The following is an 18,767-nucleotide window of genomic DNA, read 5'->3' as shown; positions in this document are numbered from 1 at the left end:
TCTGTCCTCACCGTTCGTCGTGGTCGCTGCCGCCCGAAGCGGCGTCTTCGAGTTCGCGCAGGATGTATTCCTCGACCAGCTCGGCGAGGGAGGAGACCGTGTGCGCGGTCATGATGTCCCGCGGTGTCAGGTCGAGACCGAACGCCTCACCCGCCCGGGAGGCGATCAGCAGGCTGCGGACCGAGTCACCGCCCAGGGCGAAGAAGTCGTCCTCGGCGCCGACCGGATCCACCCCCAGGACCTCGGACCAGATCTCCGCGATGACCTCCTCCGTGGGGGTGCGCGGCTCGACATGGCCGGCGGCCGGTGCCGCGGCGGCCGGGCCGGGGGCGGGCAGCGCCGCACGGTCCGTCTTGCCGTTCTCGGTGAGCGGGAGGCGGTCCAGGACGGCGAACGCCGACGGCACCATGTAGCCGGGCAGGGTACGGCCCAGCTCGGCGCGCAGCTCGGCGTCGGCCGGGGCGGCGGCACCGGGGGCGAGCACGAGGTGCGCCACCAGCCTGCGGACGCCGGGCTCGTCCTCCCGGACCGTCGCCACGGCCTCGGCGACCGAGGGGTGGCCGACCAGGGCGGTCTCCACCTCACCGGCCTCGATGCGATAGCCGTGCAGCTTGATCTGGTGGTCGGTGCGGCCCAGGTGGTGGATGCGGCCCTCGGCGTCGTAGCGGGCCAGGTCGCCGGTGCGGTACATCCGCGATCCGGCGGGCCCGAACGGGTCCGCGAGGAAGCGGGACGCGGTCAGCCCGGGGCGGTTCAGATAGCCGCGGGCCAGCGACGGACCGCTGATCCACAGCTCACCTGGCACCCCTGGGGGCACCGGGCGCAGCCGCGCGTCGAGCAGATACACCCGGGTGTTGGGGACGGGCCGGCCGATGGGCGGCGGGGCGCCGTCCGCGACGAGCGGGTCGGACCAGGTGGCGACCACGGTGGCCTCGGTGGGCCCATAGGAGTTCACCATGCGGTGGTGGGGGGCCCAGCGGGTCGTCAGCTCCGCGCCGCAGGCGTCCCCGCCCACGATCAGCGTGCGCAGTCCGGGCAGCTCCTTCTCGGTTCCGGCGGGCAGCGTGGCCAGCGCGGCGGGCGGGATGAGGGTGTGGGTGACGCGCTGCTCGCGGAGCACGCGCGCCAAGTGCTCGCCCAGCAGCGGCCCGGGTTCCGGCACCACGAGCGCGGCGCCGGTGGGCAGTGCCATGCACAGCTCCAGTACGGAGGCGTCGAAGCTGGGGGAGGCGAACTGCAGGACGCGGTCGCCCTCCCGCACCTCGTAGTGCTCGGCCTCGGCGGCGGCGAAGTTCCCGATCCCGCGGTGGGTGACCACCACGCCCTTGGGGGTGCCGGTGGACCCGGAGGTGTAGATCACATAGGCCGGGTCGTCGGGATCGACGGGACGCGACCGGTCCCGGTCGGTGGGCCGGTGCGCGGGGCCACCGGTGTCCTCGCCGATGTCGCGGAGGGTGAGGTGCGGGGCGGAGTCCTCCAGCATCAGGCCGATGCGCTCGGCGGGATAGCCGGGGTCGACGGGCAGATAGGCGCCGCCCGCCTTGGCCACCGCGAGCTGGGCGACGACGATCTCCACCGACCGGGGCAGCACCAGGGCGACGATCCGCCCGGGGCCCACGCCGTGCGCGATGAGGCGGTGGGCGAGGCGGTTGGCCCGGGCATCCAGCTCCGCGTAGGACAGCTCGACGCCGGGGGCGAGGACCGCGGGCGCGTCGGGGTGACGGTCCGCGGCGGCCTCGAAGAGGTCCGCCAGGGTCGTCGGCGGGGCGGGCCGGGCGGTGTCGTTCCAGTCCACCAGGAGCCGCTCGCGCATCGCGGCGGGCAGGGTGTCGATCCGGTCCAGCCGCTGATCGTCGGGTGCCGCGGCGAGCGCGCCGAGGACGTGCGTCAGCTGGGCGGCCAGCCCCTCGGCGGTGGTCTCCTCGAAGAGCCGGGGGTCGTAGCCGAGTTCGACGGACAGCTCGGGGCCGGGCGAGACGACCACGGTCAGCGCGTAGTTGGTGGACTCCAGGGCCTGGAGTTCACGCACCCGCAGCCCGTGCTCGGCGGCGGCGGAGCTGTTGATCGGGTAGTTCTCGAACACCACCAGGCTCTCGAAGAGGTCCGCCCCGCCCGGCACCTCGCTCCAGCCCTGGAGCTGGGACAGCGGGACGTGGCCGAAGCCGCGCGCGTCCGCCTGGTCGGTCTGGAGCCCCCGCAGCCACGGGACCGTGAGGGCGCCCTCCGGGCCTTCGGCGGCTTCGGCTACGCGCAGCCGCACCGGCAGGGTGTTGATGAAGATGCCGGTGATGCTGTCGGCGCCGGGCAGTTCGGTCGGCCGTCCCGAGACGGTCGCCCCGAAGCAGACGTCCGACTCTCCACTCAAGCGAGATACGAGCAATCCCCAAGCGCCTTGGACGATCGTATTGAGAGTGAGCCGGTGCCGCCGGGCGAAGTCCTCCAGGGCTGCGGTCTCTTGCTCACCGAGCCGCTGCGACAGCCACCGCGAGGACCGGGTGGCGGCCTCCGCGGTCGGCTTGCGGTCGTAGGGGAGGGGAGTGGGTGTGGTGAACCCCGTCAGTGTCTTGCGCCAGTGCGCCTCGGCCTGCGCGCGGTCCTGCCGGCCGAGCCAGGCGACATAGTCCGCGAACGGCCTGCGGGCCTGGAGCCGGGGCTGTTCACCCGCGGCCAGCGCGGCATGGGCCGCGAAGACGTCGGTCAGGACCTGGAAGACGCTCCAGCCGTCGAGCAGCACATGGTGGAAGGTCCACAGCACCTGCACCTCGGTCGGAGAGAGCCGCGCCAGGGTGACGCGGAGCAGCGGCGCCGTGGCGAGATCGAGCCCCCGCTCGCGGTCCTGGTCGAGCAGCCGCTCCAGCGCGGCCCGGCGCTCGTCCTCCGACAGACCGCTCCAGTCCAGCTCCTCGACCGGTACGGTCGCGCCGCGGCGCACGAGCTGCAGCGGCTCGGGCACCCCCTGCGTCACGACCTCGCTGCGCAGCACCGGGGTGCGGTCGACGACGTGCTGCCAGGCGGCGGCGAGGACCCGGGAGTCCCGGACGCCGTCCAGGATGAAGGTCGCCTGCTCCACATAGAGCCCCTGGCCCCGCTGGGCCAGCCCGTGGAAGACCAGCCCGCTCTGGGTGGGCGTCAGCGGATAGATGTCGGCCACGTCCCGGCCGTCGCCCACCAGCCGGTCGACGGTCTCCTGGTCCAGGGCGGCCAGCGGGAAGTCCGAGGGCGTGCGGCCGCCCGCCTCCCCCTCCGTGCACAGCCGCATGATCGCGCGCAGCTCGTCCAGGGTCTCCTCGGCGAGCCGGATCACCGTGCCGCGCTGGTGCCGGTGACGCGAGTAGGACCAGGTGAGTTCCAGCTTCTTGCGCTCCACCCGGCCGACCACGTCCAGCAGATGCGGCCGGGGCGCCTCCGGGCTCATATCGCCCTCGAGCCCGCTGCGCAGGGAGTGCAGCAGACCGCCGTCCGGCAGGTCCCAGTCGAGCTGGCCCAGATAGTTGAAGCTGATCTGCGGATCCGCGGGGAGATCGGGCGCGGCCGCGCCGGACAGATGGCGCAGCGCCCCGTAGCCCAGCCCGTTCCCGGGGATCGCCCGCAGCCGCTCCTTGACGGTCTTCAGCGCCTCCTCGAGACCGGTTCCGGCGCCGCCGTCCAGGGCGACGGGGAACATGGAGGTGAACCAGCCGACCGTACGGGACAGATCGGTGCCCTCGAAGATCTCCTCGCGGCCGTGTCCCTCCAGGGCGACCAGCACCCGGTCCTGACCGGTCCAGCGGCTCAGCACCCGGCCCAGCGCGCACAGCAGCACGTCGTTGATCCGGGTCAGATAGGCGCCGGGCACATCCTGGAGCAGGACCCGGGTCTCCTCGGTGTCCAGCCGGACCGTCACCGTCTCCTCACTGGCGGCGGTGTTGGGGCCCTCGGCGTCCGTGGGGAGCCCGCGGCAGCCGTGCGCGGCGGTCCAGTGGCCGAGTTCGGCGTCGAAGCCCCCGGCGACGGTGTGTTCGCTCAACCGCCGCGACCACGCGCGGAACGAGGTGGTCTTGCGGCCCAGGCTCCCGGGCCGCCCGGCGCCGATCAGCCGGTAGGCGGTGTCCAGGTCCTCCAGCAGGATCCGCCAGGAGACCGCGTCGACCACCAGATGGTGGGCGATCAGGCCGAGGACCGGGCGCTGCCCCTCGCCCCGCTGGAACAGCACGGCCTTGAACAACGGCCCCTGCTCCAGCCGGAATCCGGCGCGGACGCGCATCTCCGCATCCCGCATGGCCGCCTCGTGCGACCCGGGGCCGGTGGCGGACAGGTCGTGGACGTCGAGCACCGGCCCGTCGCCGCCCGGCGGGACGCTGTGCTGGCGCCAGCGGCCGTTCCCGATGGGCTCGAAGCGCAGCCGCAGCGCGTCGTGGTGGTCGACCAGCGTGTCCAGGGCGGCGCGCAGCGCGGCCTCGTCCACCGGCCCGGCCAGCTCGGCGGAGACCGACTGGGTGAAGTGGCCGGGGGTGTCCGGGAGGGTGGCGAACAGCCAGTGCTGGACGGGGGTGAGCGGCACCTCGCCGACGACCGGCCCCTGTTCGGCCGCGACCGCCGTGGCCGGGACGTCCCGGGCGGCGGCGGCCAGGTCCGCGACGGTCTGGTGGACGAACAGATGGCGCGGGGTCAGCTCGATCCCCGCCCGGCGGGCGGAGGAGACGATCTGGATGCTGAGGATGGAGTCCCCGCCGAGGGTGAAGTAGTTGTCGTCGACGCCGACCCGCTCCACCCCCAGGACCTCGGCCCAGATCCCGGCGAGGGCCTTCTCGGTCTCCGTCCGGGGCGGCACATGGCCGGCGGCCGGGGCGGCCCAGTCCGGGGCGGGCAGCGCCCGCCGGTCGAGCTTGCCGCTGGTGCCCAGCGGCAGCCGCTCCAGGGTGACGACGGCCGCGGGCACCATGTGGTCCGGCAGGCTCGTCGCGAGGAACGCGCGCATCGCGGCGGGATCGACCGCCGTCGTCCCCGGAGCCGGGACGACATAGCCGACCAGCCGTTTGTGGCCGTCCGTGTCGACCACCGCCGCGGCCGCCTCGGCGACCTCGGGGTGGCGCGCGAGGGCGGCCTCGACCTCGCCCAGCTCGATCCGGAAGCCGCGTACCTTGACCTGGTCGTCGGTCCTGCCCAGGTACTCCAGCTGCCCTTCCGCGTCCCAGCGCACCAGGTCGCCGGTGCGGTACATCCGGCTGCCCGCGGGCCCGAAGGGGTCGGCCGTGAAGCGGTCCGCGGTCAGTCCGGGACGGCCGGAGTACCCCCGGGCCAGGCCAGGACCGGCCAGGTACAGCTCGCCGGGGACCCCGACGGGCACCGGCCGCAGCCGCGCGTCCAGCGCGTAGGCCCGGGTGGCGGCGACCGGGGAACCGATCGGCGGGGTCCGGCCGGGGTCGGCGGGGTCACAACTCCAGGCGGTGGCGTAGACGGTGGCCTCGGTGGGCCCGTAGATGTTGGCCACCCGGCAGCCCGGGATGGCGTCGCGGACCTCCTGGACCGTACGGGCCGCCAGGCCCTCGCCCGCCAGCACCACCGTGTCGGCCGTGACGGAGACGCCGCCCTTGCCGAGCACCTGCGCGAGGGCCGAGGGCACGGCGCTGATCAGGGACGCCGTCCAGGGCTCCGGCCGCTCGGCCAGGGCGAGCAGATCCGCCACGATCTCCAGGGAGCCGCCCGTCAGCAGCGGGCAGATGATCTCGAAGACCGACACATCGAAGTTCAGCGAGGTGGACGCCACGACGTGGGAGAGCCCTGCCGCGCCGAACTCCTCGCCCGCCCAGGCGGCCAGCGCGGCGACACCCTGGTGGGTGGCGACGACGCCCTTGGGCGTACCGGTCGACCCGGAGGTGTGGATGACGTACGCCGGGTGGCCGGCGACCAGCGGCGCGACGCGCTCGGCGTCGCCGACGTCCCCGGCGCCCAGCCCGGCCAGCGCCCGGCCGGTCTCCGCGTCGTCCAGCAGGATCCGGTGGCCCGGCCCGGCCGGGATCCGGGGAGCCGTCTCCCGCGTGGTCAGGACGATGTCCGGGGCGATGTCGCCGATCATGAACGCGATGCGCTCGGCCGGGTAGGCGGGGTCGACCGGGAGGTATCCGGCGCCGCTCTTGAGCACCGCCAGCAGGGCCACCACCAGCTCCGGCGTACGCGGCAGCGACAGCGCCACGAAGCGCTCGGGGCCGGCTCCCGCGCCGATGAGCAGCCGGGCGAGCCGGTTGGCGCGCTCGTTCAGCTCCCGGTAGGTCAGCTGTGTCCCCGCGCCCCGCACGGCCACCGCGTCCGGGGTACGGGCCGCTTGCGCCTCGAACAGCTCCGGCAGGACCGCGCCCGGCGCCGGGCAGATACGACCGCTGAACTCGTCCAGGATCCGGCGGGTTTCCGCCGCGCCGAGCAGCGGCAGCTCCTCAAGACGCCGTTCCGGATCGGCCGCCATCTCGGCCAGCAGCCCGTGCAGGCACCCGCCCAGCCGCTCGACCGTGGCGGCGTCGAAGGCGGCCGGATCGTAGTCCAGCGAGATCGACAGCCGCTCCTCGGGCGCCACCACGACGCTGAGCGCGTAGTTCGTCGGTTCCAGGTCCCGCTCCTGGTGGATGCCGAGCCCGTGCGCGGCGATGGCCTCGCTGTCGAAGGGGTAGTTCTCGAAGACCACGATGCTGTCGAAGAGGCCGACGCCGCCGGGCACCTCGCTCCAGCTCTGCAGCTGCGCCAGGGACACGAACTCGAAGCGCCGGGACTCCGACTGGGCCGCCTGGAGTTCCCGCAGCCAGCTCAGCAGCGAGCTCCGGCCGTCCACCCGGACCCGGGTGGGAAGGGTGTTGATGAACACCCCGACCATCGACTCGACCCCCGGCAGCGCGGCGGGCCGCCCCGAGACCGTGGTCCCGAACGCCACGTCGTCCGCCCCGCTGTAGCGGGACAGCAGCAGCGCCCAGGCGCCCTGCACCACCGTGTTCATCGTCAGCCCGCCCAGCTGGGCGACGGTGCGGAGCAGAGCGGACTCCTCGGCGCCGAGCGTGACCCGGTGCGAGCCCGACGACGCCGAACGGTGCGCCTCGGCCGCGGGCCGGTCGCGGGGCAGCTCGGTGGGGGCGGTGAAGCCCGCCAGCGCCTCGCGCCAGAACCGCTCGGCCTCCGCCGTGTCCTGCTCACCGAGCCAGCCCAGGTACTCCCGGAAGGGCCGCCGGGCGGGCACGTCGGCGCCGCGCCCGGTGGTGAGCGCCGCGTACCGCTCGCACACCTCGTCGAAGACCTGCGCCGCGCTCCAGCCGTCGAGCAGCACATGGTGGAACGTCCAGATCAGCCGCACCTCGTCGGCCGACAGCCGGATCAGGGCCAGCCGGGTCAGCGGCGCGCTGCCGAGGTCGATGCCCTCGGCCCGGTCGTCGGCGAGCAGCCTGTTCAGCTCGGCCTCGCGCCACTCCCCGGACCGTCCGGTCCAGTCGTGGTGGGTGATCCGCAGGGTGGCCCGGCGCGTCACGACCTGGAGGGGTTCGGGGGTGTCCGCCCAGACCAGGTGGGTGCGCAGGATCGGGTTGGCGTCCGTGGTCCGCTGCCACGCCGTGGCCAGCGCCCGCGGGTCCGTCACCCCGGTCAGCCGCAGCTGCACCTGGTTGAAGTAGGCGTCGGACGCCGGGTCCACGAGGCTGTGGAACAGCATTCCGGCCTGCATCGGGGTCAGCGGATAGATGTCCTCCACCGACCGCCCGTCGGCGGCCACCCGGTCCACCGCGGCCTGGTCCAGCCGGGCCAGCGGGAAGTCCGACGGGGTGCGGCCGCCCGCGGCGGGGTCGGCGCAGTGGGCGACGATGTCCTCCAGGGCGCGGAGCATGTCCCCGGCCAGCCGGGCCACCGTCTCCTCGGAGTGCGTCCCGGAGCCGTAGTACCACGTGATCTCCAGGCGGCGCCCCTCGACCCGGCCCACGATGTCGAGCAGGTGCGCCCGGGGCGAGTCCGGCGCGGCGTCACCACCGAGGCCGCCCCGCACGGTGCGGACCAGGGCGTCGCCGGTGGTCCCGCCCGCGTCCGACCAGTCGAACTGGCCGAGGTAGTTGAAGCTGATGTCGGGCTCCGCCGCGTCCGCGAGCGGCGCGTCCGGGGCCAGATGGCGCAGCGCGCCGTAGCCGATGCCCTTGCCGGGCACCGCCCGCAGCTGCTCCTTGACGGATTTCAGCGTCTCGCCCCAGCCGCCGCCCGGGACCTCCGGGATGTCCAGCGCGACCGGGAACATGGTGGTGAACCAGCCGACGGTGCGGGACAGGTCCACGCCGTCGAGGAGGTGTTCCTCCCGGCCGTGGCCCTCCAGGTCGACCGCGACCCGCCGCCGCCCGGTCCACTCGGCCAGCACCCGGCCCAGCGCCGAGAGCAGCACGTCGTCCACGCGGGTGCGGTAGACCTCGGGCACCTGCTGCAGCAGGGCCGTGGTCCGCTCCCGGTCCAGCGCTACGGTCACCGACCGCATGCCCGCGACGGTGTTGCCGCCCTCGGCCTCGCCGTCGACGGGAATCCCGGCGGCGCAGTCGGCGGCCACCGCCGTCCAGTGCGGGAGTTCGGCGTCGAAGCCGCCCGCCGTGGTGTGCTCGGTGAGCCGGCGGGACCAGTCCCGTACGGAGGTGGTGCGCGCGCCCAGGTCGGCAGGGGCGCCGTCGAGCGCCTGGCGGTAGGCGGTTTCCAGGTCCTCCAGCAGCACCCGCCAGGAGACGCCGTCGACCACCAGGTGGTGCACGGTCAGGAAGAGCGACGGGCGCAAGCCCTGGCCCGGGCGCAACAGCCGGGCGGCCAGCAGCGGCCCGGAGTCCAGGGCGAAACCGGCGTTCGCCTCGGCCATGGCCGCCTCCTCGGCGGCCCGCCGCTCCGGCTCCGCGAGCCCGGACAGGTCCACCTCCCGCAGCGGGTCCAAGCCGGTCTCGTCCGGCGGCGGGCAGTACTGCCGTACGGTGCCGTCCGCCCGGCGCTCGTAAGCCATCCGCAGCGCGTCGTGGTGGACCAGCAGCGCCCGCAGGGCCTGACGGAGCGCCCGGGGGTCGGGGTCCCGGTCGAGTTCGACCAGGACCGACTGGTTGAAGTGCTCGGGCCGGGGGCTGCCCGACCTGAGGAACCAGTGCTGGATCGGGGTGAGGGGCACCTCGCCGCTCACCGGTCCCGCGTCGGCGGCGGGCCGGGCGGTGGCGGTGGCGACGGTGGCGAGCGAGGCGATGGTGGGGTGCCGGAACAGCTCCCTGGGCGTCACCGAGAGCCCCGCCTGCCGGGCGCGCGAGGCGACCTGGATGCTGAGGATCGAGTCCCCGCCGAGCATGAAGAAGTTGTCCTCGACGCCGACCCGCTCCCGGCCCAGCAGCGGACCCATGATCTCCGCGAGGATCCGCTCGGTGTCGGTGCGGGGCGCCACGTACTCCGCGCCCGCGGTGGCCGCGGCCCAGTCGGGCGCCGGAAGCCGGCGGCGGTCCACCTTGTCGTTGGCGGTGAGCGGCAGTTCGTCCAGGGTGATGAAGACCGCGGGCACCATGTAGTCGGGCAGCTCCCGGCCCAGCAGGGACCGCAGCTCCTCCGGTTCGGGCACGGCTTCGCCGCGCACCGGGACCAGATAGGCGGCCAGGAGTTTGCGCTCCCCGTCCCGCGCGAGCGCGACGACCGCCTCGGCGACGGACGGGTGGCGGGTGAGCGCGGCCTCGATCTCGCCGGGTTCGATACGGAAGCCGCGGATCTTCACCTGGTCGTCCGAGCGGCCCACGAAGGCGAGTTCGCCGTCGGCGGTCCAGGACACCAGGTCCCCGGTGCGGTACATCCGGGAGCCGGGAGGCCCGAAGGGGTCGGCGAGGTAGGCCTCGGCCGTGGGCCCCGGCCGGTTCCGGTAGCCACGGGCGAGCCCGGCGCCCGCGATGTACAACTCGCCGGGGATGCCCGGCGGTTGCGGCTGGAGCGCGCCGTCCAGGACGTACACGCGGGTGTTGTCCATCGGGCGTCCGATGGGCAGGGTGCCGGGCAGGTCCTCACCGGCGCGGAAGAAGCGCCGGGTGGCGAAGGTCGTGGTCTCGGTGGGCCCGTAGCCGTCGACCACCGTCAGGTCCGGGCAGGCGTCGAGCACCCGGCGCACCGCCGCGGGCGGCACCGCCTCACCGCCGGTCCACACCTCCCGGGCGCCGCGCAGGCAGTCCGGCGCCTCCTGCGCCAGCAGCCGGAACAGACCGGCGGTCAGCCACAGGCAGCTCACCCCGTGCCCGGTGATCGCGTGGCGTACGGCGTCGGCGTCCACGTCGCCCACCGGCGCCAGGACGGCCGTGCCGCCGCGCAGCAGCGGCACCCACACCTCGTAGGTGGAGGCGTCGAACGCCTGCGGGGAGTGCACCAGCACCCGGTCGTGGCGCGCGAAGGCGCGGTCCTGGGCGAGGGCGGTCACATCGCGGTGCCGGACCGCGACGCCCTTGGGCCGTCCCGTGGAGCCCGAAGTGAACATCAGATAGGCCGTGTTGTCGGGGAAGATCTCCACCGCGGGCGGCCCGGACGGCTCGTCGCCGCCCTGGGCACCGGGCGCCACCAGCAGGGTGCGCCCGTCGTGCCCGAGGGCCGCGGCGGTCCGCTTCCAGGCGCGGTCGGTCAGCAGGACGTCCGCCGTCGCCTCGGCCAGCACCACCCGGAGCCGGTCCTCGGGCGCACGGGTGTCCAGCGGTACGTACACCCCGCCCGCCTTGACGATGGCCAGCTGGGCGACCACCAGTTCCACCGACCGGTCCATCAGCACGGTCACCGGCCGCTCCGGCCCGGTCCCGAGCCCGATGAGCCGGTGGGCCAGCCGGTTGGCGCGCGCGTCCAGCTCGCGGTAGCTCACCGGACCGCCGTCGCCGTCCAGGGCGGGCGCGTCCGGTGTGCGCCGCACCTGGGCGGCGAAGAGGTCGGCCACCGACCCCTCGGACAGCGGGGCCGTGGTGTCGTTCCACTCCCGCAGCACCTGGTCGCGCCGGGCGTCGCCGAGCACCGGAAGGCGCGCGGGCGCCCGGTCCGCGCCGGTGGCCATGTTCGTCAGCAGCACCGACAGGTACTCGGCCATGCGCCCAATCGTCGCCGCGTCGAACAGGGACGGGTCGTAGCCGAGCCGCAGCGCCATCTCCTCGCCGGGGTAGACCACCAGGCTCAGCGGGTAGTTCGTCGTCTCGACACCGTCGAGGTCCCGCAGCGCCAGCCCGTGCGCGGCGGCGAGGTCCCCGCCGACGGGGTAGTTCTCGAACACCACGATGCTGTCGAAGAGGTTCACCCGCTCTTCGAGCCGGGTCATGGACCGCAGCCGGGTCAGCGGTACGAAGTCGAACCGCCGGTCCTCGGTCTGCCGCTCCTGCACCTCCCGCAGCCACGACAGCAGGGTGCCGTCGGTGGGGACGGGCAGCCGGGTCGGCACGGTGGTGATGAACAGACCGGTCATCGCCGGGGCGCCCGGCAGCTCCGGCGGACGGCCCGAGACCGTGGTCCCGAAGACCACGTCCGCGCGGCCGGTGTACCGGGACAGCAGCAGCGTCCAGGCGCCCTGGAACAGGGTGTTCATGGTGAGCCCCGCGCCCCTGGCCAGCTCGGCCAGCCCGCGCGACGCGTCCGCGGGCAGCGTGACCCGCACATCGGCGGTGGACTCCGCGTGATGGGTCTCGGCGGGCTCCCGGTCGAAGGGCAGCGGAGTGGGCTCCGACAGGTCGCCGAGCCGGGCGCGCCAGTGCTCCTCGGCCTCCGCCCAGTCGCGGTCCCGCAGCCAGGCCACGTAGTCGCGGAACGGGCGGCGGCTGGGCAGCGCGGCCCCCGCCCCGGCCGCATGGCAGGCGAAGACGTCGGACAGCACCTGGAACAGGCTCCAGCCGTCCAGGATCAGGTGGTGGAACGTCCACACCACCTGGACCTCGGTGTCGGACAGCCGGGCGATCGCCAGCCGCATCAGCGGCGCGACGGCCAGGTCCAGACCCCTCTCCCGGTCCTCGGCGAGGAACCGCCGCGCCTCCTCCCGGCGCTCCGTCTCGGACAGCCCGCGCCAGTCGAGCTGGGTGACCGGCACCCGGACCCCGCGCTCCACCACCTGCAGCGGCTCGGGCACCCCGTCCCACTCGGCGCGGCTGCGCAACACCGGCGTGCGGTCGGTGACCCGCTGCCAGGCGTCGGCCAGCGCCCCGGGGTCGGACACCCCGTCGAGGACGAAGGTGAGCTGCTGGAAGTAGGCGCGCCGGTCGTCCTGGGACAGCCCGTGGAACAGCATGCCCGCCTGGGTGGGGGTGAGCGGGTAGACGTCCTCCACCGCGCTGCCGTCGCCCACCAGCCGGTCCACGGTGGCCTGGTCGAGGGAGGCGAGCGGGTAGTCGGACGGGGTGCGGCCGCCCGCGCCGGGCGCGGCGGCGTGCCCGGCGATGGCGCGCAGCGCCCGCAGGAACTCCCCGGCCAGCTCGCCGACGGTCTCCTCCCGGTGCAGATTCGCGGAGTAGAACCAGGTGAACGCGAGCCGCTGGTCCTCGACCCGGCCGACCACCTCCAGCGGATGCGGCCGCAGGCCTTCCGGGTCGGCGTCCAGGGCCAGTTCGCGGTGGAGGCCGCGGAAGAGCCCGTCGCCGTCGCCCGGCAGCTCGAACTGGCCCAGGTAGTTGAAGCTGACCCCGGCCGTGGGACCGGCCGGAAGGCCCTCGGGGCGGGCCAGATGGCGCAGCGCCCCGTAGCCCAGGCCGCGCTGCGGCACGGCCCGCAACTGCTCCTTGACGGACTTGAGTACGTCCCCCCAGGCGTCCAGGGGAAGGCCGGTCAGGTCGAGCGCCACCGGGAAGCGGGTGGTGAACCAGCCGACCGTACGGGACAGATCCACCTCCTCGAAGATCTCCTCGCGGCCGTGGCCCTCCAGGTCCACCGGCACCCGGGCGCGCCCGGTCCACTGGCCCAGCACCCGGGCCAGCGCGCTCAGCAGCACGTCGTTGACCTGCGTGCGGTAAACCTCCGGCAGCGTCTGGAGCAGGGCGGTGGTCTCGTCCTCGTCGAGCGTGACGGTGACCGACCGGGCCGAGGCGTAGGTGTTCGCCCCGGCCGCCCCGTCCAGGTCCACCGGCAGCGACGGATCGCAGGCACCGGCCAGCTCGGTCCAGTACGCCGCCTCGGCGTCGAACCCACCGCCGCGCGCGTGGTCGTTCAGCCGCCGGGCCCACCGGCGCAGCGGGGAGGACGCGGCGGGCAGCGCCAGGCCGCGGTACGCGCTGTCCAGGTCCTCCAGCAGGATGCGCCAGGAGACCCCGTCCACGACGGCGTGGTGCACGGTGAGGTGCAGCACCGGCTGCCCTCCGGGCCCGGCGTCCGCCTCGAGCACCGCGCGCAGCAGCGGCCCGGCCGTCAGGTCGAAGCCGCCGAGGTGCGGCTCGCCGTCGCCGGTGTGGCGGCGCAGCAGGTCCGCGCTCCCGCCGCCGTCGATGTGCTGGTGCCGGCCGCCGGCTTCGCGGGGGAAGCGGGAGCGCAGGGCGTCGTGGTGGGCCACGACCGTCTCCAGGGCGCCGCGCAGCGCGTCGGTGTCCACGTCCTCGGGCAGGACGAGGGAGATCGTCTGGTTGAAGTGCCCGGCCCGCTCGGGGTCGTGCTCGAACAGCCAGTGCTGGATGGGCGTCAGCGGCAGATCCCCGGTGGCCGCCTCGCCGTCCGTGGCGCCGGCCTGCGGAGCCGCGGCCGCGGAGTCCAGGTGCAGGGCGAGGGCGGCGATCGTCTGGTGGCGGTAGACATCGCGGGAGGTGACGGAGAGCCCGGCCTGCCGTGCCTGGGAGACCACCTGGATGCTGAGGATCGAATCGCCGCCGAGGGAGAAGAAGTTGTCCTCGACCCCGATGCGTTCCACATGGAGGATCCGGGCCCAGACGGCGGCGAGGGTCCGCTCGGTCGCGGTGCGCGGCGCCACGTAGCCCGGCGCCGCCGACTGCGACCAGTCCGGGTCGGGCAGACGGCTCCGGTCCAGCTTGCCGTTGGGGTTGAGCGGCATCCGCTCCATGACCAGGACCGAGGCGGGCACCATGTAGTCGGGCAGGCTGCCCTGGAGGAACGTGCGCAGCGCGGCCGGGTCCGGTGTGGCGCCCGGCGCGGGCACCACGTAGGCGATGAGCCGCTTGTGGCCGCCGGTCTCCTTCGCGACGGCGGCGGCCTCGGCGACGCCGGGGTGGCGCAGCAACGCCGTCTCGACCTCGCCCAGTTCGATGCGGAAGCCGCGGATCTTCACCTGGTCGTCGGCCCGGCCCATGTACTCCAGCTGGCCGTCGCCGCCCCAGCGCACCAGGTCACCGGTGCGGTACATCCGGCTGCCGGGCGCCCCGAAGGGGTCCGCGAGGAAGCGGTCGGCGGTCAGCCCGGGCCGGTTGAGGTAGCCCCGGGCCAGCCCCTGGCCGCCGAGGTACAGCTCGCCCGTCACCCCGGGTGGCACCAGCCGCAGCGTCGGGTCCAGGACGTAGGCGCGGGTGTCGGCGACGGGCCGCCCGATCGGCGGCGCCTGCCGCGGGAGCGGGCCCGAGGCGAACCAGGCGGTGGCGTACACGGTCGCCTCGGTCGGCCCGTACATGTTGGCGATGCGGCAGGAGGGCAGTGTCGCCCGGATGTCCCGTACGGTCTGGGCGGGCAGGGCCTCGCCCGCCAGGACGACGGTCCCGGCGTCGATGCGCCCCGCGTCGATGTACCCGGCGTCGGTCTGCCCGGCGTCCCCGCTCAGGAGCCGGGCGAACACCGACGGCACGCCGCTGATCAGCCCGGTCGCGCGCGGCCGGTTGGCGGGGTCGGCGAGGGCCAGCAGATCCTGGACGACCTCGATGCTGCCCCCGGCCAGCAGCGGGCAGAGGATCTCGAACACGGACACGTCGAAGTTGAGCGAGGTCGAGGCGACCACCCCGGTCAGCCGCTCCCGCCCCAACGCGGTCTCGGCCCAGGCGGCCAGGCCCGCCACGCTCCGATGGGCGACCACCACGCCCTTGGGCGTACCGGTGGACCCGGAGGTGTAGATGACGTAGGCGGGGTGGGCCGGGTCCAGCGGTCCGGTGCGCTCGGCGTCGGTGATGTCGCCGTCCGCCCGCCGCGCCAGCTCCGCGCGGACCGCCGCGTCGTCCAGCACCAGCGGTTCGGCCCCGCCGGGCAGGCTGCCCGCCGTCTCCCCGGTGGCGAGGATGGTCGAGGGCGCGGCGTCCCGCAGCATGAACGCGATGCGGTCGGCCGGGTATCCGGGGTCCACCGGCAGATATCCGGCGCCCGCCTTGAGCACCGCCAGCAGGACGACGACGAGGTCGGCCGAGCGCGGCAGGGCCAGCGCCACCAGCCCCTCGGGTCCGACGCCACGGTCGATCAGCAGCCGGGCGAGCTGGTTGGCGCGCCGGTTCACCTCGTCGTAGGAGAGCCGGGTCTCCCCGCAGGTCACGGCGGTCGCCCGCGGCTGCGAGGCCGCCCGCGCGGCGAACAGTTCGGGCAGTGTCGCCTCGGTGGCGGCCTGGCCCGTGCCGTTCCAGGCGTCGAGCAGCTGGTGCCATTCGGCGTCGCTCAGCATCTGCAGTTCGATCAGGGTGGTGCCGGGGTCGGCCACCATCCGGGTCAGCAGCCGGTGCAGATGCCCGGCCATCTGTTCCATCGTCCGGGCGTCGAACAGATCGGAGTTGTACTCGACGGTGAGCCCCAGCGAACCGTCGTCCCGGGGCAGGAACTCCAGCACCAGGTCGAATCGCGCGGCGGGGCGCGGCAGGGAGTGCTCGGCGATCGTCAGGCCCCCGGCCTCCCGGGCGGGCACCATGGCGTTCTGCTGGACGACCAGCGCCTGCACCAGCGGGTTGCGGCTGGCGTCGCGCCCCGGAGCCAGCTCCTCGACGACCCGCTCGAACGGCAGCCGGTCGTGGCTGAAGGCGTCCAGCACGGTCTCGCGCATCGCGTCCACGAACTGCTCGACGGTGCTGTCCCCGTCGACGTCGGCGCGCAGCACCAGCGTATTGACGAAGAACCCGGCGACCGACTCCAGCTCCTTGCGGTGGCGCCCGCTGGTGACGGTGCCGAAGACCACGTCCCGCTGCCCCGAGTAGCGCGAGAACAGGACCGCGACGGACGAGGCGAGCAGGGTGAACAGCGTGGTGTTCCGTTCCCGGCCGAGCCGGCCGAGGGCGGCCACCAGATCGGCGGGCAGCTCGCGCCGGTGCACCGCCCCGGCGGTGGTGCGCACGGGGGGACGCGGGCGGTCGGTGGGCAGCTCCAGGGTCTGCATCCCGGAGAGCCGGTCCCGCCAGTACTTCAGATCGGTGTCCTGCCCGGGCGGGGTGGGGCAGTTCCGCTCCCACACGGCGAAGTCCGGGTACTGCAGCGCGGGTTCGGCGAGGCCGGCGTCGGCGCCGGTGACCTCCGCCTCGTACAAAGCGGTCAGTTCGCGGACCAGGATCCCGACCGACCAGCCGTCGGTGACGATGTGGTGCTGCGCCAGCAGCAGGACGTGGTCGTCGTCGGCGAGCCGGATGAGCAGCGCTCTGGTCAGCGGGCCCTCGGCGAGGTCGTAGGGCCGGTTCAGCTCGTCGGTCAGCAGCTGCTCGACGGCGGCGTCGCGCTCCGCGGCGGGCAGCTCGCCGAGGTCGGCGTGGGCCAGCGGTACGGTGCCGTGCTCGGCGACCTGCTGCACACCGTGGCCGTCCACGGTGACGAACGTGGTGCGCAGCGCGTCGTGCCGGGCGGTCAGGGTGGCCAGCGCGCGGCTCAGGGCGCCGGTGTCGAGCGGGCCCCTCAGCCGCAGTCCGGCCCCGGTGTTGTACTCGGTGCCGCCGGAGGTCAGGTCGTCCAGGAACCACAGCCGCCGCTGGGCGGCGGACAGCGGCAGCCGCTGGTCGCGGGGCGCGGGCGGAATCGGCGCCTCCGTCGCGTCGGCGGTGTCCTCCGGCAGCCGCGAGGCCAGCCGCGCCACGGTCCGGGCGTCGAGCAGTTCGCGCAGCGACAGTTCCACGCCCAGCTCCGCCCGGATCCGGGACAGCAGCCGGACGCCGAGGATGGAGTCGCCGCCGAGCCCCAGGAAGTCGTCCTCGACGCCCACGGCGTCCACCGGCAGCACCTCGGTCCACACGCGGACCAGGGTGGCCTCGGCGGGGGTGCGCGGGGCGATGTGGCGGGAGTGCCCCTCGGCGGTGGCGGACGGGGCGGGCAGCGCCTGCCGGTCGATCTTGCGGTGCGGGGTGAGGGGGAACGCGTCCAGCACGACGAAGGCGGACGGCACCATGTGGGCGGGCAGCAGCCGGGCCGCCGCGGCCCGCAGCTCCGCGGCCCGGGGCTTCGACCCTCCGGCGGCGGGCACCACATAGCCGACCAGCCGCTTCAGCCCGGGCTCGTCCTCCCGGACGGTGACGACGGCGGCCTGGACGTCCGGGTGGCGGGCGAGCGCGGCCTCCACCTCGCCCAGTTCGATGCGGAAGCCGCGCACCTTGACCTGGTGGTCGGTCCGGCCGAGGAACTCCACCTCGCCGTCCGCGTTCCAGCGGGCCAGGTCGCCGGTGCGGTACATGCGGGCGCCGGGCGGCCCGAAGGGGTCCGCGACGAAGCGGTCCGCGGTCAGCCCCGGGCGGTCGAGATAGCCCCGGGCCACGCCCGCGCCGCTGATGAACAGCTCGCCGGTGGCTCCCACCGGCACCGGCCGCATCGCCTCGTCCAGCACGTACACCCGGGTGCCCGGCAGCGGGCGGCCGATCGGCGGGGTGCCGGAGCCCGCCTGAAGCGCGTCCGTCCAGGTGGCCACGACGGTGGCCTCGGTCGGCCCGTAGGAGTTGACCATCCGCCGGCCCGGCGCCCACAGGTCCACCAGATCGGCGGGGCACGCCTCCGCGCCCACGATCAGGGTGCGGAACTCCGGCAGCCCGTCGTGGACCTCCTCCGCGGGTACGGTCGCCAGCGCCGCCGGGGGGATCAGGGCATGGGTCACCCGGTGTTCCCGCAGCACGGTGGCGAGTTCGGCGCCCAGCAGGGGGCCCTCGGGGGGCACCACCAGCGCCGCCCCGGCGAGCAGGGAGGAGCACAGCTCCAGTACGGAGGCGTCGAAGCTCGGCGAGGAGAACTGCAGCACCCGGTCGCCCGGCCGGACGCGGTAGTGGTCGGCGGTGGCGGCCGAGAAGTTGCCCAGACCGGCGTGCGGCACCATCACGCCCTTGGGCACACCCGTGGAGCCGGAGGTGTAGATGACGTACGCCGGATGCTCCGGCAGCAGCGGGGCGAGCCGGTCCGCGTCGCCGGGCGCGTGCTCGGGGCCGGTCACGGCCCGGATGCGCTCCGGATCGTCGAGCACCACCACGGGCCGGGCGTCGGCCAGCATCATCGCCCGGCGCTCCTCGGGGTGCGCGGGGTCCACGGGCAGGAACGCGGCCCCGGCCTTGGCGACCGCCAGCTCGGCCACCACCAGCTCGGCCGAGCGCGGCAGGACCAGGGCCACCACGCGCTCGGGCCCCACACCGCGCCCGATGAGGTGGTGGGCCAGCCGGTTCGCCCAGGCGTCGACCTCACCGAACGACCACGTCCGGTCCCCGGCCACCAGCGCCGCGGCCCGTGGGGTACGGGCCGCCCGGGACGCGAACAGCTCACCCAGGGGGCTGCGGGAGGCGGCCCGGGACGTGGCGTTCCACGCCGCGGGAGGCAGGCCCGGGGTGTCCTGGGGCGAGGACGCCGGATCCGATGCGTTGTCGTAGTGGTCCATCATGTCGGTGCGGCCCTTCAGAGCGGTTGAAAGGGGTGGAACTCGGGTGATGAGGCGCCGCGCGCGGCCGTGGCGAGGCGGGGGAGACGGCCGTGGTGGG

General features: G+C 74.6%; 1 protein-coding gene. It reads right to left on the bottom strand.

The features are described 5' to 3' along the window. Window positions 1-7: 7 nt before the first annotated feature. Window positions 8-18,670, bottom strand: coding sequence for a non-ribosomal peptide synthase/polyketide synthase (locus tag ABZ562_RS31325; protein WP_361486005.1), 18,663 nt, complete (start codon window positions 18,668-18,670; stop codon window positions 8-10). Between the last annotated feature and the right edge of the window lie 97 nt (window positions 18,671-18,767).

Source organism: Streptomyces sp. NPDC019937, from assembly GCF_040631655.1.
GTDB lineage: Bacteria > Actinomycetota > Actinomycetes > Streptomycetales > Streptomycetaceae > Streptomyces.
The sequence above is the reverse complement of the archived record's forward strand: the minus strand, read 5'-3'. Positions and strand labels throughout refer to the sequence as shown.

Bases quoted from the DNA above. Each gene is read 5' to 3' on its own strand.
- ABZ562_RS31325 (WP_361486005.1), bottom strand. From the start codon at position 18,670: ATGATGGACCACTACGACAACGCATCGGATCCGGCGTCCTCGCCCCAG.